Here is a 20,289-nt window from a genome sequence, read left to right as displayed (position 1 = left end):
CGACCAGTGCAATATCGCCAGCGTTGCGCGCCAGTGTCGCAACGGCTGCGACGCCCGGCGCGCGACGCCGGACCCAATGCGCGACACGCCGTGCGTACCCGAGCATCTTCCTGCCCGGACCGGGTTGCCAGTCAGCGCACCGGCAGTGGCTCGGTCCTGGACCCGGCCGCGGCCTGCCCGGCGTGCGCGCGCAGCGTGACCAGATGGCTACGACTGCAAGGCAACACGGTGGCGTCGCGCAGGTGCACGCGCGCGTCGCCCGAATCGGCCGGCTCGATGGCCTGCACCTGCCCAAGATTGACCAGATAGCTGCGGTGAATGCGCACGAACACGGCCGGGTCCAGCCTGGCCTCGATCGCCGCCATGGTGCTGCGCAGAGGATAGTCATGCCCGCGCACGCGCAGGTTGACGTAGTTGCCCGAGGCCTGGATCCATTCGATATCTGCGGTAGCCACCAAAAAATCCCGACCGAGCTTGCGCACCAGAAAGCGCTCCGGCCGGTCCAACGGCTCCACTGGCGGGCCTTCCTCCGGCGCGGCGAGCAGATGCGCCTCGCCCTGGCGGCGCCGCGCGTACCAGCTCAAGGTGTGCTGCAACGCCACCAGCAGGGCAAAGGTGCGCAGATCCTTGGACAGCTCGTACATCCACTGCAGCCCGCCCCCGAAGTCGTAATGGGTACCGGCCAGGGCGTAGATCGACATACGCAACACCACCATGCCGGCCACATGCGCCAACCACCATCCCAGCGCAGCCGCCGCATACAGCGGCAGGCGCCGCCGCCAAGCAGCGGCTTCCAGCGGCCATCGGGCGCAGAGAAAGAGCACGGCCGGCAACAGCAACAGCGCCGCAGTGGCGCTGCTCAACTCCCAGCTCAACACCTGCCACAGCACGATCGCCTCGCCATCGCGGCGCCCTGCCAGCCACGCGCTCAGCGTGTTGCCCAATGCACTCAGGTAGAACACCAGCAACCAGATCGTCACCGCCCAGCGCGTGGCGAAGTGACGCACTCCGTCCCTGGGTGTCGGCGGGCGTGGCCCGGTCGTTTCCATTGCACACGTCCGCAGTTGGCAGCTGGCGATCATAGAGGCCTGCGCGACGGGGCGAAACCGTCACCCCCGCCGCCCCCTTTCGTCCCTGGGACGGCACCACTGGTCACTACGCCGGGGCACTTCCACCCCTGACACCTATGCCCTTGCGGGCCGGCGGGCAGCATGCACCCACTTCTTCCGTTACCGACCGCACCATGACCGAGCGCCGCCACGATCTCGATGCCTTGCGCGTCTTCGCCTTCGCCCTGCTGATCCTCTATCACGTAGGCATGGCCTACGTTGCTGGCTGGGATTTCCACCTGAAGAGCGCCTACACCACCGACTGGCTGCAGCCGCCGATGATTGCGCTCAACCGCTGGCGGATGCCGCTGCTGTTCCTGATCTCGGGCATGGCGATCGGCCTGGCGCGGGCCGAGCGTGCGCCGTGGCAGTTCGCGTGGCGGCGCTGCGGGCGCTTGCTGCCGCCGCTAGTGTTCGGCATGTTCGTCGTGGTGGCAGTGCAGGCCTACTGCCAGGGCGTGAGCAACGGGAAGGTGGTCCCGGGGTTCGGCAACTTTCTGCTGCGCTACTGGCAGCTGCGGCCGTGGCCGGCCGGCAGCTTCGATGGCTGGGAACACGGCATCACCTGGAACCACCTGTGGTACCTGGCCTATCTGCTGCCCTACACCTTGGTGTTGATGGCGATGATTGCGCTGGGCCGGGCCTTGCCGGTCACCCTGCCGCGTCTGCCCAGCTCCATTGCGGGCCCGGCCCTGCTGCTGGTCCCCATCCTGTGGGAAGCCTTCTGCGTGCTGTGGGTGATGCCGCGCCATCCGCCGACCCACGCATTGGTTGGCGACTGGTTCGTGCATGCCGAATCGTTTCCGCTGTTCGTGCTCGGGTCTGTGCTGGCCCATCGCGCACGCTTCTGGGACTGGGTGGTGCAATTGCGCTGGCCGACCCTGATCGCGGCGCTGCTGGCGATCACGCTCGAGCTGGGCATCCGGCATCTGGGGCGTACGCTCGATCCTGCACAGCTGTCCGACATGCTGGCGACGGTACGTTGGGATGTGGTGGAACGACTGGCCCGTGCAACCTATACCTGGCTGGCCCTGCTCACGCTGCTGGGCTGGGCACGACAGCGTCTGAATCGCCCGTTTGCCTGGCTGCCGTACTGCACCCAGGCGGTGTTCCCCTGGTACATCCTGCATCAAAGCCTGATCATCCTGGCGCTGTACTGGCTGGCGCCGCTGCACTTGGGCCCCTGGCTGGAGCCGGCGCTGGTGCTGCTTGCCACCGTGGCGGGGTGCCTGCTGTTGCACGAATACCTGATCCGCCGCGTGCGCTGGCTGCGGCCGTTGTTCGGCATGACGATGCACGCGCCGGAGACCCGCACGCGCCAGACCACACCAGCGATGACGGCGTAATGGCCCGCGCCACGGTCCTGCCTCGTCATGCAAACGTGCTGGCTGTGCGACACCGCAGGCAGCGATCGCGGGTCGATATGGAGCCCTCGTCAACTAGCAGGTGCATGCGTACGACACCGGAATCGAATTCCACCACTCCCTGCATCCAGTGCTGCTGCCAGGCGACGTGCTCCCACCCGATGAATCGTGTTCACCGCCTGTCACTGGCCCGACTGGACGCATGGCAGGTGGCACCGCAAGATGCCCGCCCGACCTGCGTTGAAGGAACCACGATGCGTCCCGCCCTGCTTGCTGCGACATTGTTGCTCAGCCCCACGTTCGTCCATGCCGCACCGGCCACCAGCGTCGACTTCACCCATGACGACTGGACCATCGCCTGCGACAACACCCGCACCTGTCGTGCCGCCGGATACCAGCCCGACGAAGGCGAGCACTTGCCGGTGTCGGTGCTACTGACCCGCAAGGCCGGTGCCGGTGAGGCAGTCACCGCAGAGCTGATGCTGGGCCAGTACGACGAGCTCAAGCTGCCGGCCTCGCTCAGCCTGCAGATCGATCAGCGGACCCAGGGCAAGCTGGCGCTGGACAGCAAGAGCGGCACCGCATCGCTGAGCAGCGCGCAGGTCGCCGCATTGCTGGCGGCGCTGCCGCGCAGCAGCTCGATCGTCGCACTCGGCAACGATGGCCGCCGCTGGCAGCTGTCCGACAAGGGCGCGTCGGCCGTGCTGTTGAAGATGGATGAATTCCAGGGCCGGCTCGGCACGCGCGGCGCGCTGGTGCGCAAGGGCGACCGCGACGACTCCGCCGTGCTGCCGCCATTACCGGCACCGCAGGTCCGCGAGGCCAGGCTCGTCGCAGCGCAGGCAGGCGATACGCGCCTGGGCACGTTGCCGGCGTTGTACCAGGCGCTGCGTGCCACGCTTCCCGCCGATGAGGAGTGCAAGGGACTGGACATCAGCGAAGCCGCCGAACCGCTGACCATCACCCGCCTGAGCAGCGACAAGCTGCTGGTGTCGACCGATTGCTGGATGGGCGCCTATAACGTTGGCACCGGCTTTTGGGTGATCAATGCGCGCGCGCCGTTTGCACCAAGCCTGATCACCCTGCACGCCAGCGACCTGGATGGCTCGACCATCCTGTCTTCGCAAAAGGGCCGCGGCCTGGGTGATTGCTATGGCGAAGAACGCTGGACCTGGGATGGCCGCCGCTTCGTACAGACCTCCAAATCCACATCCGGCCTGTGCCGGCTGGTGGCCGCCGGCGGTGCATGGGAACTGCCCACCGTGGTGGCCGAGGTCAGCAAGTAAACCGACAAGCGCAAGCCGGAACGTCAGCTCCTGCGCGCGGCATGCCGCGCCCGCAGCAGGTTGCACTGCCAACGCCGCCCAGGCCCAGGCCCGGCGGCGCACTCACCCAGATGACGACGCCGGCTCGCAATGTTCGACGATCAACTGCACCGCCGTGCCGCCGCGGTAGTCGTCGCTGACCAGACGATACGCCAGCCGCACCACGCGCGCGGGCTCGCTGCCGCGCCAGCCATTGAAGTGGATGGCGTTGAGCGGCTCGGGCCGGCCGGGGCAGCGCAAGGTCAGTTTGAGATGGCGCTCCTTGAGCACACGGTATTGCAAGACTTCGAACCGACCATCGAACAACGGCTCGGGAAAGCCCTGCCCCCACGGCCCGGCCACGCGCAGCGCTTCGGCATGCACGTGATCGAGCTCGTGCGCGGCCAGCTCGCCGTCGCTGTGCAATTCGGCATGCAGCAGCGAGGCGTCCACCATCGCCTGCACCTGCGCTTGAAAGGCCTGTTCGAAGGTGGCCAATGCCGCGTGATCGATGCTCAGCCCGGCAGCCATCGCATGGCCACCGAACTTCTGGATCAGGCCGGGATGGCGCGCGTCCACCGCCGCCAGCACATCGCGGATGTGCAGGCCGGGAATCGACCGCGCCGAGCCACGTAGCTGGCTGCTGCCCGGCTCCGCTGGCGCCAGCGCGATCACCGGACGGTGCAGCCGGTCCTTGAGTTTGGAGGCGACCAGGCCGATCACGCCCGGGTGCCACTCAGCATCGAACAGGCAGGCGGCCATCGGCAACGCCCCATCGGCATCCAGCACCACCTTGGTGACCGCCTGCTCGGCATCGTCGGTCATCAACTGCTGCACCGCGCGACGCTCGGCATTGATTTCTTCCAGCGTGCCGGCAATCTCGCGCGCGCGGCCCCAGTCTTCGCTGAGCAGCAGCTCGATGCCCAGTGCCATGTCCTCGAGCCGACCGGCCGCATTGAGACGTGGCCCGAGCGCAAACCCGATATCGCTGGCACTCAAGCGTGCGACATCGCGGCCGCTGGCATCGATCAGCGCTCGCAGGCCGATGCAGCCCTTGCCTTCGCGCAGCCGACGCAGGCCGGCCGACACCAGGGCACGGTTGTTGGTGTCCAGCGGCACCAGGTCGGCCACCGTGCCGACGGCTACCAGATCCAGCAGTACCGACAGATCAGGTTCGCTGCGGTCGGCAAATGCACCGCGTGCGCGCAGCGTGCTGCGCAAGGCCAGCAACACGTAGAAGATCACGCCGACCCCGGCCAGGGTCTTGCTGGGAAAGCTGTCTTCGGCCAGGTTCGGGTCCACGATCGCATCGGCTGGCGGCAACACCGCCCCCGGCAGATGGTGGTCGGTGACCAACACCGTCCAGCCGCGCGCCTTGGCCGCGGCCACACCGGCATGGCAGGCGATGCCGTGGTCGACGGTGACCAGCACATCCGGCTGCAACGCGGCCAGTTCGTCGACCAGCGCCGGCGACAGGCCATAGCCATGCACCATGCGATTGGGCACGGCGTGATGTACATCCAGCGCCCCGAGCATGCGCAAACCACGCACACCCACCGCGCAGGCGGTGGCGCCATCGCAATCGAAATCGCCCACCACCAGGATGCGCCGTTGCTGTGCGATCGCATCGGCCAACAGGTTGGCGGCCACATCGCTGTTGTGCAGCAGCTGCGGCGACAGCAGTTGCCCCAGGCGCGGCTGCGCGCCCTGTGCGTCGCGCACGCCGCGCGCGGCATAGAGACGGCGCAGCAGCGGCAGCATGGCATCGGGCCATTGCCCGGCCGGCCCCGCAGGCCGCCGGACGATCCGCGGGCTGGACGTCATTGCGCCAGCTGCAGGCGCGGCGTTCGCCAGAACCGCCAACGCTGCGTGCGTGCCAGCGACAGCGTTTCACCGTCCTGGAAATCCAGCACCAGCCGATCCAGCTCGCCGCGCGCCATCGCCGCCAATAGCGGTGCCACCGCCTCGTCGCCAAACTGCTGCAACGAGCGCAGATGGCGCAGATCCACCAGCGCATCCACGCGCTGTTCGCCCTGCGCATCGGCACCGGCGGCGAGCGCCAACGCACGCAGCAGCGATTCGCGGCTGCGCACCTGACGGTGCGGCGATGTCACTGCATGCGGCACCACGCCGCCACCCCAGAACCACAGTGAATTGATCGCCGGCTTGCCGCTGGCCACGCGGCCCTCGTTCCAAGGATGCTGATGCAGCAGCACCTGCGCCTCCGTCAGCAAGGCACGCCAGCGCCGGCCCGCATCGCCTGCCGGCAGATGCTCGAATAGGTCGTCGCCGATTGCGACATCCGGCGGCACGAAATCCGGCAACGTCGCGTCCGGAGACAATCGCAGATACCAGCGCGATGGCGTCGGCGCGTCGAGCAGGAAACCGGCATCGCCGAACATCGGCTTCAAGATCGGCAGCAGTACCGCCAGATCCTCGGCAGTGGGGCCGAGCGCTTCGCCATAGCCCATCAGACGGGCGCCCTGCATGTCCGGCACCACATAGGCTGGGTCGGCACGTACCCAGGTGGCGCCTGCGGCATCGCCGGCATCCAGCTGGCGGGTCAACGCGGCCACCGGCCAATGCGCCGGGGTCAGGGTGAAATGGCGCTGCAGCTGCGCCACTTCGCCACTCTCGGCCTGCTGCTGGTCGGCGCGCGCCAAGGCAGGCGCCACCAGCGCATTGCCCAGCGTTCCGGGCAGACGGCGTTTTTCCGGCAGCAGCAGCGTGGCGGTGGTCATCGCGCGGTATTGCCGCTCAGTCCAGGTACGCGACGCTGACCACGTCGTACTCGCGCTGGCCGGCCGGCGCGTCGATGGTGACCGAATCGCCCTCCAGCTTGCCGATCAGCGCACGTGCCAGCGGCGAGGAAATCGCGATCAGGCCCATCTTGATGTCCGCTTCCAGGTCGCCAACGATCTGGTAGCGCTTTTCTTCGTCGGTCTCGGTATCTGCCAGCGTCACCGTGGCGCCGAACACGATCTTGGTGCCGGCCGACAACTTGGTGATGTCGATGATCTCGGCATGCGAGAGCTCGCTTTCCAGCTGCTTGATGCGGCCTTCGATGAAGCTCTGCTGCTCGCGTGCGGCGTGGTACTCGGCATTTTCCTTCAGATCGCCGTGAGCACGCGCTTCGGCGATCGCGTTGATCACCTCCGGGCGCTTGACCGACTTCAAATGCTCCAGCTCCTCGCGCAGGCGCTGCGCGCCCTTCAACGTCATGGGTGCTCTCATGCTTCCAGCTCCTTGTGCAGTTCCTGCAGCGACCACACGGGGCCGGTGCCGCGGAATTCCAGCGATTGCACCAGCGCCTTGGCGCCGGCGACAGTGGTCGAATAGGTCACGCGATGCTGCAACGCTTCACGCCGGATCGAGAACGAATCGGAGATGGCAGCGCGACCTTCGGTGGTGTTGACGATATAGACGATCTCGCCGTTCTTGATCGAATCGACGATATGCGGGCGACCTTCGGCCACCTTGTTGACGATCTCGCAGCTCAGCCCGTTCTGCTGCAGCCACGCACCGGTGCCGCGCGTGGCCACCAGGGTGAAGCCACGCTCCACCAGCGCCTGTGCCACCGGCAACACGCGCTGCTTGTCGGGGTCGCGCACCGACACGAAGGCCTTGCCCACCGGCGGCGCCTTGATGCCGCCGGCTTCCTGCGCGCGTGCGAACGCGGCACTGAAGCTGCGGCCCACGCCCATCACCTCGCCGGTGGAGCGCATTTCCGGCCCGAGGATCGGGTCGACGCCCTGGAACTTGGCGAACGGGAAGATCGCCTCCTTCACCGAGTAGTAATCCGGCACGATTTCCTTGGTGGCGCCCTGCTCGGCCAGCGTCTTGCCGGCCATGCAGCGGGCGGCGATCTTGGCCAGCGGCATGCCGATGGCCTTGGACACGAACGGCACGGTACGCGAGGCGCGCGGATTCACTTCGAGCAGATAGACGATGTCGTCGCCGGCATCGTTGACCTGCACCGCGAACTGGGTGTTCATCAGGCCGACCACGTTCAGGCCTTCGGCCAGCATCACCACCTGGCGACGCAGTTCGGCCTGGGTCTGCGGCGAGAGCGAATACGGCGGCAGCGAGCACGACGAATCGCCCGAATGCACGCCGGCCTCTTCGATATGCTCCATCACCCCGCCGATCAGCACGTTGCCGTCCTTGTCGGCAATGATGTCCACGTCCACTTCCACCGCGTTGTCCAGGAAGCGGTCCAGCAGCACCGGCGAGTCGTTGGAGACCTTCACTGCGTCGCGCACATAGCGCGCCAGGTCGGATTCGCCGTAGACGATTTCCATCGCGCGGCCGCCCAGCACGTAGCTTGGGCGCACCACCAGCGGGTAGCCGATCTCGCGCGCCAGCACCAGGGCCTCGTCGGCGTTGCGGGCGATGCGGTTCGGCGGCTGCTTCAGGCCCAGCTTATCGACCAGTTGCTGGAAACGCTCGCGGTCTTCGGCCAGATCGATCGAATCCGGCGAGGTCCCGATCACCGGCACGCCGTTGGCTTCCAGCGCACGCGCCAACTTCAGCGGGGTCTGGCCGCCGTACTGCACGATCACACCCTTGGGCTGTTCCAGCTCGACGATTTCCAGCACGTCCTCCAGCGTCAGCGGCTCGAAGTACAGACGGTCGGAGGTGTCGTAGTCGGTGGAGACGGTTTCCGGGTTGCAGTTGACCATGATGGTTTCAAAGCCATCATCACGCAGCGCCAGCGCCGCATGCACGCAGCAATAGTCGAACTCGATACCCTGGCCGATGCGATTCGGTCCACCGCCCAGGATCATGATCTTGTCGCGGCTGGTCGGCAGCGCTTCGCATTCGTCCTCGTAGGTCGAATACAGATATGCCGTGCTGGTGGCGAACTCGGCCGCGCACGAGTCAACGCGCTTGTACACCGGGCGCACCTTGAGCGCGCGGCGCAGCGTGCGCACCGATTCTTCGTTGCTGCCGATCAGCTCGGCCAGACGCGCATCGGAGAAACCGGCGCGCTTGAGCGTGCGCAGACGTGCCGCGTCCAGTGCCGGCATGCCATCGTCGGCCAGCTGCTGTTCGTGGCTGATGAGCTCTTCGATCTGGTCCAGGAACCACGGGTCGATGAACGACAGCGCATACACCTCGTCCACCGTCATGCCGGCGCGGAATGCATCTGCGACATAGAACAGGCGCTCCGGGCCCGGTGCCTTGAGCTCGCGCTTGAGCGCGGCGATGTCGTCTTCGCTGCTCAGGTCCAGGCCGGTCGGGTCCAGCCCGATCTTGCCGGTTTCCAGGCCGCGCAAGGCCTTCTGCAGCGATTCCTGGAAGGTGCGGCCCATCGCCATCACCTCTCCCACCGACTTCATCTGCGTGGTCAGGCGTGCGTCGGCCTGCGGGAACTTCTCGAAGGCAAAGCGCGGAATCTTGGTGACCACGTAATCGATCGACGGCTCGAACGAGGCCGGGGTCAGGCCGCCGGTGATCTCGTTGCGCAATTCGTCCAGCGTGTAGCCGACCGCCAGCTTGGCGGCGACCTTGGCGATCGGGAAGCCGGTGGCCTTGGAGGCCAGCGCCGAGGACCGCGACACGCGCGGGTTCATTTCGATGACGACAACGCGGCCATTGGTCGGGCTGATGCCGAACTGCACGTTGGAACCGCCGGTATCCACGCCGATCTTGCGCAGCACCGCGATCGAGGCATCGCGCAGGCGCTGGTATTCCTTGTCGGTGAGGGTCTGCGCCGGCGCCACGGTGATCGAGTCGCCGGTGTGCACACCCATCGGGTCGAGGTTTTCGATGGCACAGACGATGATGCAGTTGTCCGCGGTATCGCGCACCACTTCCATCTCGAATTCCTTCCAGCCCAGCACCGACTCTTCCACCAGCACTTCGGTGGTCGGCGAGAGTTCCAGGCCGCGGCCGACGATCTCGATCAGCTCTTCGCGGTTGTAGGCGATGCCGCCGCCGCTGCCGCCCAGGGTGAAGCTGGGGCGGATGATGGTGGGGTAGCCGACGCGGGTCTGGATATCCAGCGCTTCTTCCAGCGTGTGCGCCACTTCGGCCTTGGGGCATTCAAGGCCGATCTCGCCCATCGCCACGCGGAACAGCTCGCGGTCTTCGGCCATGCGGATGGCTTCGCGCTTGGCGCCGATCAGCTCGACGTTGTACTTCTCCAGCACGCCGTGGTCGGCCAGATCCAGCGCGCAGTTCAGCGCGGTCTGCCCGCCCATGGTCGGCAGCAGGGCGTCGGGCTTTTCCTTGGCGATGATCTTCTCGACCGTCTGCCAGTTGATCGGCTCGATGTACACGGCATCGGCCATGTTCGGGTCGGTCATGATGGTGGCCGGATTGCTGTTGACCAGCACCACGCGGTAACCCTCGTCGCGCAGCGCCTTGCACGCCTGCGCACCGGAGTAGTCGAACTCGCAGGCCTGGCCGATGACGATCGGACCAGCGCCGATGATCAGGATGGTTTTTAGGTCGGTGCGCTTTGGCATTTCGTTACCCGATTGAATACATGCGGCAAGCCGCAGGTGCGGAAAGAGTGGCCGCGGCGATCAGATCGCAACGCAGCACGATGATTGGTCGGCTCCACAGGAGCCGAATGCCGGGGTCATCCGGCTGACCCATAACCCAGGGCGTGCAAGCTGTGCTGCATCCACTGATGCAGTCCGAACGCGGCAGCAAAACTGATCAGTATCAGCAGCCAGCCGAATCCGGACGTCTTGCCCCAGCGGCGCACCTTGTCTGGATCGGTGTTGTGCATGGCCTGATGGAAACGCCCACCACCGAGCGCATAGCCGGAGCCGAACACCACGCACATCGGCGCCACCAAGGCGAGCTTGATGCCTCCATGCAAGGTGATCGACGCGGCGCCAGCCTGCGCCTGCTGAAGGGGCATCCACACACCCCAATACGCCAGCGCGGCGCCCACCAGGATGATCAGCACGCCTATCAGACGGCCGCTCATGCGTGCTTGGCATCCTTGGCCATCAGCTCCACGAACCGATCGAACAACGGCCCCACATCGCGCGGGCCGGGCGACGCTTCCGGGTGGCCTTGGAACGAAAACGCCGGTGCGTCGGTCAGCGCGATGCCCTGGTTGGTGCCATCGAACAGCGAGCGATGGGTCACCCGCACATTGGCAGGCAGGCTGCTTTCATCCACTGCAAACCCGTGGTTCTGCGAGGTGATCATCACCCGGCCGCCATCCAGATCCTGCACCGGGTGGTTGGCGCCGTGATGGCCAGTGGCCATCTTCACCGTCCTGGCGCCAGCGGCCAGCGCCAGCAACTGATGGCCCAGGCAGATGCCGAAAGTCGGCACCTTCTGCGCGACCAGCTCCTTGATCGCGTCGATGGCGTAATCGCAGGGCTCCGGGTCGCCCGGGCCATTGGACAGGAACACGCCATCGGGCTGCAGTGCCAGCACCTCGGCCACCGGCGTGCGCGCCGGCACCACGGTGACGTCGCAACCACGGTCGGCCAGCATGCGCAGGATGTTGAGTTTGACGCCGTAATCGTAAGCAACAACTTTGTGCTTCAGCTCGGCCCGCACGAACGTGTCGGAGTTGAGATCCAGCGAGCCTTCCTGCCAGCTGTAGCTGGTCTCGGTGGAAACCACCTTGGCCAGATCCATGCCCTTCAGGCCGGGGAACGTGCGCGCGGCTTCCAATGCCTTTTCGATGTCGATCTCGCCGGCCATCAACGCGCCATTCTGGGCGCCCTTCTCACGCAGCAAACGGGTCAGCTTGCGGGTGTCGATGCCGGAGATGGCCACCACGCCACGCGCCTGCAGCCATTCCGGAAGGGCCACCTGGCTGCGCCAGTTGCTGGGACGGCGCGGCACATCGCGAACGATCAGGCCGGCGGCCCAGATCTTGCGGGCTTCGTCGTCCTGATCGGTAAAGCCGGTGTTGCCGATATGCGGATAGGTCAACGTGACCATCTGGCGGGCGTAGGAGGGATCGGTCAGGACTTCCTGGTAACCGGTCATGGCGGTGTTGAACACCACTTCACCGACGGAAAGCCCGTTGGCGCCTACGGATTCGCCCTCGAACACGGTGCCGTCTTCGAGGACAAGGATTGCGGGTTGGGTCACGTGGGGTCTCGCTCTGGCTGCCTGGGACTCCGATGCGCTTCCGGCCAAATTCCGGTTGCAGCAAAGCGCGGACGCGGTGCTGAGGACCGGTCCGACGCTGGTTCGGGCAAGCGAGAATTGTAAAGGCAAGTGCCCCCGCATGCCACCCTGTCGCGGAGCCGATGCGGCAGACGCCGGGCCGGAGCGGCATGAATACGCTGCCGCGCCTGGCAACCGTTCACGCGCGGTTGCGCGGCGCGTTACAACACCAGGTCGCGCACCCGGTAGCTACCGGCCGGCCTCCCGATCAGGCGCTTGGCTGCATGCAGGGCGCCGCGCGCGAAGATGTCGCGATTGGTTGCGCGATGCACCAGCTCCACCCGTTCGCCCAGGCCGGTGAACTGCACCGTGTGTTCGCCCACGATATCGCCGGCGCGCAGGCTGGCAAAGCGCGGTTGCGCACCGCTACCGGTGGCCGCTTCACCCAGCGTCAGTGCGGTGCCGGAGGGTGCGTCCTGCTTGTGCACGTGATGGGCTTCGATGATGTCGCAGTCCCATCCGGGCAAGGTGCCGGCGGCGCGCTCGACCAATTCGGTGAGCACCGCCACTCCCAGGCTGAAGTTGGACGCCCATACCAGCGGAATGTGCTGCGCGGCATCGAGCAAGGCGGCGCGCTGCGCCTCGTCCAGCCCGGTGGTGCCGGAGACCAGCGGCTTGCCGCGCTGCGCGCACAACGCCAGGACCGGCGCAAAGCCCTGCGGCAAGCTGAAGTCGATCGCCACATCGAAGGCCGGCGCACCGCCCAGCTCGCTGGCGGCAAAGAACGGCACGCCGTCCACCACCCGCTGCGAGGGCGAGCGCCCCACCACGGCGCCGACGACCTGCAAGCCATCGTCTTCGGCCGCCAGGCGCAGCAAGGCCTTGCCCATCCGCCCGGAGGCACCGTGGATCAACACTTTTACAGGAGACGTTGTCATGCCTGCAGGCTAGCGATGCGGTGTGGGTTGCACAAGGTGCTGGGATTCGGGATTCGGGATTCGTAAGAGCGGTGTGCGGTGGCTGAGCCGTTGGTGCGGCTGGCGGGGTTCGGCGGTTGCTGGGTGGGGTGTGCTTGGGAGCGCGAGGAGGGGCTTGCGGTGGCGTGGCGCTTGCTTGAGGGATTGCCGCTCACATCGACCGGCGCGATGCTTGCTCAGCCGTCCATGCCGTCCAGACGCTTGGCCCAGCTTTCGACTTCGCTGCGCTGCAGGCGACGCTCGAACAACGCGCGCCACGAAGGCACCAGTGGCAATGTCAGCACATCGGAGATCGCGGCGGTATCGACGGTGCGTGCGTACAGCACCTGCTGCAGGCGGGCCAGTGTCCATTGCGGATGCGGTCGCTCCTGCAACGTGAGCATGTCGCCGGCGGCCACCGCGCCAGGTTGCAGCACGCGGTAATACCACCCGGTGCGTCCGCTGTCCTGCACCCGGCGCGCCATCTCGCGCACGCCGAAGCGGTCCGACAGCTTCCAGCATGGCTGGCGCACCTGCGAGACCTCCACTACCGCCGTGCCCAATGTAAAGCGATCGCCAAGACAGACCGTGGCCTCGGTCAGGCCGGTGCTGCTCAGGTTCTCGCCGAAGGCGCCGGCAGCTTCCAGCAGCGCATGCGCGCCAAGCTCGCTGCGCCAGGCGGCGTAGTGGTCGCGCGGATAGTGATGGATCGCCTTGTCCGGCCCGCCATGCACGCGCCGGTCCCCCTGCTCGTCGCCAACCAGACCGTCCACCGCAATCTGCACCGAACCCCGCACCGCGCGCTTGTCGATCGCGCTGCGGCTGCCGGGGCGCGTGAAGTCGCGTGCCACGCCGATGGCGACGCTATCGATCCGCGTTGCGGTCGGCGCGTCCTGCAGCGCAGCGGGCGCGCTCATGCGCCCTGCCCCGGCAGCTCGGCCAGCGCCTCGCGCAGCACCTCGCCGAGCACCTGGATGCCCGCATCGATCTTCTCGCCCGGTACGGTGACGAACGACAGCCGCAAGGTGTTGGCTTGCGGGAGCGTCGCAAAAAACGGTGCGCCGGGCACGAACGCAACATTGCGTGCGATGGCGCGCGCCAGCAGTGCGGTGGCGTCCAGCCCAGGTGGCAGGCTCACCCACAGGAACATGCCGCCTTCGGGGCGATTCCATTGCACCTGGGGCGGAAAATGCCGGTCCAGCGCTTCCAACATCAGGCTGCATTGGCGCGCATACAGCGCGCGGATCTGCGGGATGTGGGTGTCCAGAAAGTCGTCCTGCAGCGTCTGGTAGACCACGCGCTGGGTGAACGACGGCGTATGCAGATCGGCCGCCTGCTTGGCCTGGATCAGTTTGCCCAGCACGGCCTCCGGCGCCACCACATAGCCCAGCCGCAGACCGGGCGCGAGCACCTTGGAGAAGGAGCCCATGTAGATCACGCCGTCCGGATTCATCGACAGCAGGCTCGGCAGCGGCTGCCCGCTGTAGTACAGCTCGCCGTACGGGTCGTCTTCGACGAGCGGCACGCCTGCCTCGGCAGCGCGCGCCACCAGCGCCCGACGTCGCGCCAACGGCAAGCGCCGCCCGGTCGGGTTCTGGAAATTGGGCAGGCAGTACAGGAAACGCGCATCGGCCAGCAGCGCCGGCTCCAGCGCATCCACCACCACACCCTCCTCGTCCGATGGCATGCCGACAAATGCGGGCTGGAACAACGAGAACGCCTGCAACGCGCCCAGATAGCTGGGCGTTTCCACCAGCACCTTGCTGCCTTCGTCGATGAAGACCTTGCCCAGCAGGTCCAGGCCTTGCTGCGAACCGGTGGTGATCAGCACCTGGCTGGGCCGGACGGCTGCGCCATCGCGACTGAGCCGGGCCGCCACCCATTCGCGCAATGGCGCGTAGCCCTCGGTGGGCCCGTATTGCAAGGCGGCCTGCGGCGCATCGCGCAATACCTGATCGCTGGCCGCGCGCATGCGTTCGACCGGAAAGGTGGCCGGGGATGGCAGGCCGCCGGCGAAGGAAATGACCTCCGGCCGCTCGGTCACCTTGAGGATTTCACGAATCGCCGAACTGGTCAGCGCCTGCGCACGTCGGGAGATCTGGAAGGAGGTTGTCATGGCACAAGCATAGCGAACGCCAGCGACTGCGCCGCTGTGCACTGCAGCGATACATTGCTCGCCATTTCCGGGCGCGACGCGCGCTTATTGGTACGCGGGGCCGACCCAGGCCGTGCCTTCGCTGCGCTCGATCAGGGTCTTCCACCGTTTGCGGATCAATGTGTCGCGCGAGCGGAAGGTCATGCGCAAGCCCGGCAGGCCGAGTGTGGCACGCGTCTCCACCAGCGCCGACCGCGCGTCCGGTGCAATCTCGATCTTGGTGATCGACTGCTTGTAGTCGAGCAGTTCTTCCGGCTCAGCCACATGGCGCATCTGGCTGAGCACCTGCGCCCATTCGCCATTGGACTTGCAGTACTTGGCGCGATTGGTGGTCTCGCGCTTTTGATGGGAATCCATGCGGTACAGGACCACCATCTCGAATTCCGGCGCGGTCATCGCGCACAGGGCCTCACCATCCTGGCCCATCATCGCCTTGTCCTGGGCGGCGTAGAAATCGCGCACCTGCGTTTCATCGAGCGCATTGCCACCATAGTTGTAGAACCCCGCAACGGCGGCCAGCACCGCCAACAACACCAGCAAACGCATCACCGCCCCTTGTTTCGCCGCGTCCTGCGGCCGGGCAAGTGTAGCCGACGCTGGGTGCGTCAGTGCTTGCGCGGCGGCGTCGGGCCGCAGCTATCGCAGCCGCCGCAGGAGGCAGTGCCCTGGGTAGCCGGCGGCGCCACGCGACGACCGACCGCCTGCACCCAGGCAGGTCGCCCGGTGCGCAGCAGCGCGAGCGCGAGCGCGCCGCGCAGCCGGCGCAAGGTGCCGGGGAACTGCTTTTTCATCACCACCCACAGGCTGGCCAGCACCGCGATGGCGATGACCACGTATTGCATCGTGAGCGAAAGGTCCATATCAGCCTGCACCCAACAGGACGGCCAGTTGGTAGGTCACCAGCGAGGCCAGGTAGGCCAGGGCGAACAGATACACCGCGCTGATGGTCATCTGCTTCCACGAGTTGGTTTCGCGCTTGATCGTGGCCAGCGTGGAAATGCACATCGGCGCGTAGATGTACCAGACCAGCAACGACAGCGCGGTGGCCAGCGACCAGCCGTCGCTGATCAACGGCGACAGCGCCTGCGCTGCGGCATCGTCATCGGCGGCCGACAAGGCATAGACCGTGGCCAGCGAAGCCACCGCCACTTCGCGCGCGGCCAGTCCGGGAATCAGCGCAATGCAGATCTGCCAGTTGAAGCCCAACGGCGCGAAGAACACCGCCATTGCATGGCCGATGCGGCCGGCAAAGCTGTAATCGATGGCCGGCAAGGTTGCATTGGCGGGCGCCGCCGGAAACGACAACAGGAACCACAGCAGGATGGTCAGCGCCAGGATGATGCCGCCCACCCGCTTGAGGAAGATCCAGGCCCGCTCCCACAGGCCCAGTGCCAGGTCGCGCAGCTGCGGCACGCGGTAGGACGGCAACTCCAGCATCAGCGGATGCTCGCTCTTGTCGCGACGCCACTTCTTCATGGTCCACGACACCAGCAGCGCACTGACGATGGCCGCCGCATACAGCCCGAACAGCACCAGCCCCTGCTGGTTGAAGATGCCCCACACGGTTTTCTGCGGGATGAAGGCACCGATCAGCAGCGCATACACGGGCAGCCGCGCCGAACATGTCATCAGTGGCGCGACCATGATGGTGGCCAGACGATCGCGGGGATCCTGGATGCTGCGGGTGGACATGATGCCCGGCACCGCACACGCAAAGCTCGACAGCAACGGAATGAACGAGCGCCCCGACAGCCCGGCCGCGGCCATCATGCGATCCAGCAGAAACGCCGCGCGCGGCAGATAGCCGGATTCTTCCAGCGCCAGGATGAAGGCGAACAGGATCAGGATCTGCGGCAGGAAGATGATCACCCCGCCCAGGCCGGCGATGATGCCGTCCTTGAGCAGGCTGTTGAGCGGGCCTTCCGGCAAGGTGGCGCCCACCCACTCGCCCAAGGCGGCGGTGCCGCCGTCGATCAGATCCATGACCGGCGTGGCCCAGGCGTACACCGCCTGGAAGATCAGGAACATCACCACCGCCAGCGTGACCAGGCCCCAGATCGGGTGCAGCAGCCAACGGTCCAGCGCGTCGTCCACACGCGAGGTGCGCGTGGGCATGGTTACTGCCGCACTCAGAATTTGGCGCACCTGGGCGTGGTAGTTGCCGTCCGCCGGCGGTGCTGCACTGGGCGCGTGCAGGCCGGTGGCCTGCGCGTCGATGCGCTCGACCAGTGCCTTGGCCCCACCGCGCCGCACTGCCACGGTTTCGACCACCGGCACACCGAGCGCCTGTTCCAGCGCCGCCAGATCGATGACGATGCCGCGCCGCTGCGCGGCGTCGACCATGTTCAAGGCCACGATCATCGGCCGGCCCAGCTCGCGCAGCTCCAGCGCAAAGCGCAGGTGCAGGCGCAGGTTGGTCGCATCCATCACGCACACCAGTACGTCCGGTGCGGGTTCGCCGGGATAGAAGCCACGGCACAGGTCGCGGGTGATCGCTTCGTCCAGGCTGGCCGGCTGCAGGCTGTAGGCGCCGGGCAGATCCAGCACCGCAAAGTCGCGCCCGGACGGGGCACGGAAGTGGCCCTCCTTACGCTCGACGGTGACGCCGGTGTAATTGGCCACCTTCTGGCGGCTGCCGGTGAGCTGGTTGAACAAGGCGGTCTTGCCGCTGTTGGGGTTGCCGACCAATGCCAGCCGCAGCGGAACGCTGGCCGCGTTCATGCCGATACCCCCTCTTGGCGCACCTGTACGCGCGCCGCCTCGCTGCGACGCAACGCAAACCGGGTGTAACCGACCTGCACCAGCAAGGGTTCGCGCCCCACCGGCCCGGTGGCCAGCACGGTCACTTCCTCCCCTGCGACAAAGCCAAGCTCGCGCAAGCGCCGGGCGATCGTGTCGTTGGGAAGACGATCCTCCACAGAGTCCACAATGGCGGCGCGATGCAAGGGCATGTCGGACAGCGTCACAAAGACGGCCTGATTGTTAGGAATGGTTCTCAATTCTAGCATCGACGCACCGCGTCATGGCTCCGACGACCCGTACCGCTATGATGGTTCGCATCTCATTCATGGACGTGCGCAATGCAGGACACCGGCTTGATCGTCGAGGACCAGGGACCGGTCCGCACCTTGCGCCTGCACCGACCAACGGTGCATAACGCCTTCGATGCGACCTTGATCGGCGCCCTTACCCAGGCCCTGCAACAGGCAGCCGACGCAGCCCACATCCGCGTGGTGGTGCTGACCGGTGCCGGCGATGCATTTTCCGCCGGCGCAGACCTGAACTGGATGCGCGGCATGGCCAACGCCAGCGAGGCCGCCAACGCTGCCGATGCAATGGCGCTGGCACAGCTGATGCGCACCCTGGACGAACTGCCCAAGCCCACCATTGCCCGCGTCAACGGCGCCGCGTTCGGCGGCGGCGTCGGCCTGGTGGCGTGCTGCGACATCGCCATCGGCTGCACCGAAGCGCGCTTCGGCCTGACCGAGAGCAAGCTGGGGCTGCTGCCGGCGGTGATATCACCGTATGTCATCGCGGCGATCGGCGCGCGCCAGGCGCGCCGCTGGTTCGCGACCGCCGAGATCTTCGACGCCGGCACCGCGCAGCTGCTGGGGCTGCTGCACCAGCTCGTGGCGGCCGACCAGTTGGACATCGCGGTGGAGCGACAGGTGCGCCTGCTGCTGGCCGCTGCGCCACTGGCCGCCAGCAGCGCCAAGACGCTGGTGCGTTCGGTACTGCCGCCTGCCGACCGCGACGCGATCGATGCCGCCAATGCCGCCTGGATCGCACGCCTGCGGGTGTCGCCCGAAGGCCAGGAAGGTCTTGGGGCCTTTCTCGACAAACGGGCGCCAGCATGGGTGCCGGAGAGCGTGGCATGAGCGGGATCGACCACGTTGGCATCGCCTGCGGCGACCTTGCCGCCAGTGTCGCGTTCTATCGCGCGGCGCTGGCCCCGTTGGGCATGACCCTGCTGGTGGAATTGAGCGCGGCCCAGACCGGCAGCCGCGTGCACGCCGGCTTCGGCATCGAGCGTGCAATCGTCTGGCTGGGGTCCGATGCGCAGGCTCCCGGCACCGCGCATTTGGCACTGGCGGCGGCCGATCGCGCCAGCGTGGACGCCTTCCACCGTGCAGCGCTCGCCGCAGGCGGCCGCGATCACGGCGCTCCCGGTCTGCGCCCGCATTACCACCCGCACTATTACAGCGCCTTCGTGCTCGACCCCGATGGCAACAACCTCGAAGCGGTCTGTCACCGCGCCGCATGAGCACCGTTCCGATGTCCTTGAGCACTGTATCTCCCTGCGCGGACGTGGACGCACATGAGGCGGCTGTTGCGTCGGCCGCGCCCAGGCGTGCATGCGGGAACGTGGGCGCATGAGCGACTTCGTCCGCATTGTCGAAGTCGGCCCGCGCGATGGTCTGCAGAACGAAGCGCAACCGGTCGCCACCGCCGACAAGATCGCATTGATCGATCAACTCTCGGCCACGGGCCTGCGCAGCATCGAGGCGACAAGCTTCGTCAGTCCGCGCTGGGTGCCGCAGCTGGCCGACGCCGCCGATGTCTTTGCCGGCATCGGCAAGGCGCCGGGCATCGCCTATCCGGTCCTGGTGCCGAACCTGCAGGGCTATGTCCGTGCCCATGCCGCAGGCGCGCGCGAGGTCGCGGTGTTCACGGCTGCATCGGAAGCGTTCAACCGCACCAACACCAATGCCGGCATCGACGAATCGATCGCGCGGTTCCGGCCCGTGCTGGAGCAGGCCGCCATCGATGGCGTACGCGTGCGTGGCTACGTCTCCACCGTGCTCGGCTGCCCGTATCAAGGACAGGTGCCGGTGGCCGATGTGGTGGACGTCGCGCAGCGGCTGTACACGCTGGGCTGCTACGAAATTTCGCTGGGCGACACCATCGGCGTCGGCACCCCGGCAAAGGCACGCCAGATGCTGGCCGCGGTCGCACAGGAAGTGCCGATGCAGGCGCTGGCCGTGCATTTCCACGACACCTACGGCCAAGCGCTGGCCAATATCGCTGCATGCCTGGAACAGGGCGTGCGCGTGGTCGATGCGGCGGTGTCCGGCGCGGGCGGTTGCCCGTACGCCAAGGGCGCCAGCGGCAACGTCGCCAGCGAGGATGTGGTGTACCTGCTGCACGGGTTGGGCGTGTCCACCGGCATCGACCTGCCCGCCCTCGCCCGCACCGGCCGCTGGCTGGCGCAGCTGCTCGGTCGCGAGACCGGCAGCAAGACCGGCAAGGCGCTCGCGGCGGCCGGCTGATCAACCGGCACCGCAACGCGCCGGCAGCGTCGCTGCC

Annotated in this window: 19 protein-coding genes; 5 read left to right on the top strand and 14 right to left on the bottom strand. The window is 66.9% G+C overall.

Features of this window, described 5'->3' with window-relative positions:
* Nucleotides 1-131: 131 nt before the first annotated feature.
* A complete protein-coding gene (locus tag ABQZ09_RS19000; protein ID WP_349777638.1) occupies nt 132-1,082 on the bottom strand; it encodes a LytTR family DNA-binding domain-containing protein in 951 nt (316 codons plus the stop codon).
* Between the two features lie 161 nt (nt 1,083-1,243).
* Between ABQZ09_RS19000 and ABQZ09_RS18995 the strand changes: the two genes are divergently transcribed.
* Nucleotides 1,244-2,455, top strand: a complete 1,212-nt coding sequence (locus ABQZ09_RS18995) for an acyltransferase family protein (protein ID WP_349777637.1) — start codon at nt 1,244-1,246, stop codon at nt 2,453-2,455.
* Between the two features lie 272 nt (nt 2,456-2,727).
* Nucleotides 2,728-3,759 carry a DUF1176 domain-containing protein gene (locus ABQZ09_RS18990; RefSeq protein WP_184557460.1) on the top strand — a complete coding sequence of 344 codons (1,032 nt, stop codon included), beginning with the start codon at nt 2,728-2,730 and terminating at the stop codon, nt 3,757-3,759.
* Between the two features lie 102 nt (nt 3,760-3,861).
* Here the strand turns inward: ABQZ09_RS18990 and recJ are convergent, their stop codons facing one another.
* The 13 genes from recJ to ABQZ09_RS18925 form a co-directional block, all read right to left on the bottom strand.
* Nucleotides 3,862-5,601 carry a single-stranded-DNA-specific exonuclease RecJ gene (recJ, locus tag ABQZ09_RS18985; protein ID WP_349777636.1) on the bottom strand — a complete coding sequence of 580 codons (1,740 nt, stop codon included), beginning with the start codon at nt 5,599-5,601 and terminating at the stop codon, nt 3,862-3,864.
* Nucleotides 5,598-6,518 carry a phosphoglycerate mutase gene (locus ABQZ09_RS18980; protein ID WP_184557454.1) on the bottom strand — a complete coding sequence of 307 codons (921 nt, stop codon included), beginning with the start codon at nt 6,516-6,518 and terminating at the stop codon, nt 5,598-5,600. The genes recJ and ABQZ09_RS18980 overlap by 4 nt, the downstream gene beginning before the upstream one ends.
* Before the next feature lie 16 nt (nt 6,519-6,534).
* Nucleotides 6,535-6,999, bottom strand: a complete 465-nt coding sequence (gene greA / locus ABQZ09_RS18975; protein WP_184557655.1) for a transcription elongation factor GreA — start codon at nt 6,997-6,999, stop codon at nt 6,535-6,537.
* 8 nt (nt 7,000-7,007) lie between these two features.
* Nucleotides 7,008-10,250 (bottom strand): carbamoyl-phosphate synthase large subunit, encoded by a 3,243-nt coding sequence (gene carB, locus ABQZ09_RS18970; RefSeq protein ID WP_039564527.1) that lies wholly within the window; start codon nt 10,248-10,250, stop codon nt 7,008-7,010.
* A gap of 116 nt (nt 10,251-10,366) precedes the next feature.
* Nucleotides 10,367-10,723: a hypothetical protein gene (locus ABQZ09_RS18965; protein ID WP_039564529.1), complete on the bottom strand. Its 357-nt coding sequence runs from the start codon at nt 10,721-10,723 to the stop codon at nt 10,367-10,369.
* Entirely contained in the window at nt 10,720-11,853 is a 1,134-nt protein-coding gene (carA, locus tag ABQZ09_RS18960; protein ID WP_184557451.1) for a glutamine-hydrolyzing carbamoyl-phosphate synthase small subunit, read from the bottom strand. Before carA ends, ABQZ09_RS18965 begins: the two co-directional genes overlap by 4 nt.
* Nucleotides 11,854-12,092: 239 nt before the next feature.
* Nucleotides 12,093-12,809 (bottom strand): 4-hydroxy-tetrahydrodipicolinate reductase, encoded by a 717-nt coding sequence (gene dapB / locus ABQZ09_RS18955; RefSeq protein WP_184557448.1) that lies wholly within the window; start codon nt 12,807-12,809, stop codon nt 12,093-12,095.
* A 215-nt stretch (nt 12,810-13,024) separates the two neighbouring features.
* On the bottom strand, nt 13,025-13,744 hold the full coding sequence (locus ABQZ09_RS18950) for an MOSC domain-containing protein (RefSeq protein ID WP_184557445.1): 720 nt from the start codon (nt 13,742-13,744) through the stop codon (nt 13,025-13,027).
* Complete coding sequence (locus ABQZ09_RS18945; protein ID WP_184557442.1) at nt 13,741-14,943, bottom strand: aminotransferase-like domain-containing protein; 1,203 nt, start codon at nt 14,941-14,943, stop codon at nt 13,741-13,743. Before ABQZ09_RS18945 ends, ABQZ09_RS18950 begins: the two co-directional genes overlap by 4 nt.
* 84 nt (nt 14,944-15,027) lie before the next feature.
* Nucleotides 15,028-15,528 (bottom strand): nuclear transport factor 2 family protein, encoded by a 501-nt coding sequence (locus ABQZ09_RS18940; protein ID WP_184557440.1) that lies wholly within the window; start codon nt 15,526-15,528, stop codon nt 15,028-15,030.
* 59 nt (nt 15,529-15,587) lie between these two features.
* Nucleotides 15,588-15,842: a DUF6587 family protein gene (locus ABQZ09_RS18935; protein ID WP_184557438.1), complete on the bottom strand. Its 255-nt coding sequence runs from the start codon at nt 15,840-15,842 to the stop codon at nt 15,588-15,590.
* A gap of 1 nt (nt 15,843) precedes the next feature.
* On the bottom strand, nt 15,844-17,703 hold the full coding sequence (gene feoB / locus ABQZ09_RS18930; protein ID WP_039415338.1) for a ferrous iron transporter B: 1,860 nt from the start codon (nt 17,701-17,703) through the stop codon (nt 15,844-15,846).
* Nucleotides 17,700-17,948, bottom strand: coding sequence for a FeoA family protein (locus ABQZ09_RS18925; RefSeq protein WP_039415340.1), 249 nt, complete (start codon nt 17,946-17,948; stop codon nt 17,700-17,702). The genes feoB and ABQZ09_RS18925 overlap by 4 nt, the downstream gene beginning before the upstream one ends.
* A 114-nt stretch (nt 17,949-18,062) precedes the next feature.
* Between ABQZ09_RS18925 and ABQZ09_RS18920 the strand changes: the two genes are divergently transcribed.
* The 3 genes from ABQZ09_RS18920 (at nt 18,063) to ABQZ09_RS18910 (ending at nt 20,252) form a co-directional block, all read left to right on the top strand.
* A complete protein-coding gene (locus ABQZ09_RS18920) occupies nt 18,063-18,860 on the top strand; it encodes an enoyl-CoA hydratase-related protein (protein WP_228891046.1) in 798 nt (265 codons plus the stop codon).
* Complete coding sequence (locus ABQZ09_RS18915; RefSeq protein ID WP_349777635.1) at nt 18,857-19,246, top strand: VOC family protein; 390 nt, start codon at nt 18,857-18,859, stop codon at nt 19,244-19,246. Before ABQZ09_RS18920 ends, ABQZ09_RS18915 begins: the two co-directional genes overlap by 4 nt.
* A gap of 109 nt (nt 19,247-19,355) precedes the next feature.
* Nucleotides 19,356-20,252: a hydroxymethylglutaryl-CoA lyase gene (locus tag ABQZ09_RS18910; RefSeq protein WP_349777634.1), complete on the top strand. Its 897-nt coding sequence runs from the start codon at nt 19,356-19,358 to the stop codon at nt 20,250-20,252.
* Nucleotides 20,253-20,289 lie beyond the last annotated feature (37 nt).

This window comes from Xanthomonas sp. WHRI 6106 (assembly GCF_040202405.1).
GTDB classification, from domain to species: domain Bacteria; phylum Pseudomonadota; class Gammaproteobacteria; order Xanthomonadales; family Xanthomonadaceae; genus Xanthomonas; species Xanthomonas cannabis.
The sequence above is the reverse complement of the archived record's forward strand: the minus strand, read 5'-3'. Positions and strand labels throughout refer to the sequence as shown.

Coding starts and splice junctions, on each gene's coding strand:
- ABQZ09_RS18995 (WP_349777637.1), top strand. CDS start 1,244: ATGACCGAGCGCCGCCACGATCTCGATGCCTTGCGCGTCTTCGCCTTC.
- ABQZ09_RS18915 (WP_349777635.1), top strand. CDS start 18,857: ATGAGCGGGATCGACCACGTTGGCATCGCCTGCGGCGACCTTGCCGCC.
- ABQZ09_RS18990 (WP_184557460.1), top strand. CDS start 2,728: ATGCGTCCCGCCCTGCTTGCTGCGACATTGTTGCTCAGCCCCACGTTC.
- ABQZ09_RS18945 (WP_184557442.1), bottom strand. CDS start 14,943: ATGACAACCTCCTTCCAGATCTCCCGACGTGCGCAGGCGCTGACCAGT.
- ABQZ09_RS18935 (WP_184557438.1), bottom strand. CDS start 15,842: ATGGACCTTTCGCTCACGATGCAATACGTGGTCATCGCCATCGCGGTG.
- ABQZ09_RS18980 (WP_184557454.1), bottom strand. CDS start 6,518: ATGACCACCGCCACGCTGCTGCTGCCGGAAAAACGCCGTCTGCCCGGA.
- ABQZ09_RS18965 (WP_039564529.1), bottom strand. CDS start 10,723: ATGAGCGGCCGTCTGATAGGCGTGCTGATCATCCTGGTGGGCGCCGCG.
- recJ (WP_349777636.1), bottom strand. CDS start 5,601: ATGACGTCCAGCCCGCGGATCGTCCGGCGGCCTGCGGGGCCGGCCGGG.
- dapB (WP_184557448.1), bottom strand. CDS start 12,809: ATGACAACGTCTCCTGTAAAAGTGTTGATCCACGGTGCCTCCGGGCGG.
- ABQZ09_RS18940 (WP_184557440.1), bottom strand. CDS start 15,528: ATGCGTTTGCTGGTGTTGTTGGCGGTGCTGGCCGCCGTTGCGGGGTTC.
- carB (WP_039564527.1), bottom strand. CDS start 10,250: ATGCCAAAGCGCACCGACCTAAAAACCATCCTGATCATCGGCGCTGGT.
- ABQZ09_RS18910 (WP_349777634.1), top strand. CDS start 19,356: ATGAGCGACTTCGTCCGCATTGTCGAAGTCGGCCCGCGCGATGGTCTG.
- feoB (WP_039415338.1), bottom strand. CDS start 17,703: ATGAACGCGGCCAGCGTTCCGCTGCGGCTGGCATTGGTCGGCAACCCC.
- greA (WP_184557655.1), bottom strand. CDS start 6,999: ATGACGTTGAAGGGCGCGCAGCGCCTGCGCGAGGAGCTGGAGCATTTG.
- ABQZ09_RS19000 (WP_349777638.1), bottom strand. CDS start 1,082: ATGATCGCCAGCTGCCAACTGCGGACGTGTGCAATGGAAACGACCGGG.
- ABQZ09_RS18920 (WP_228891046.1), top strand. CDS start 18,063: ATGCAGGACACCGGCTTGATCGTCGAGGACCAGGGACCGGTCCGCACC.
- ABQZ09_RS18950 (WP_184557445.1), bottom strand. CDS start 13,744: ATGAGCGCGCCCGCTGCGCTGCAGGACGCGCCGACCGCAACGCGGATC.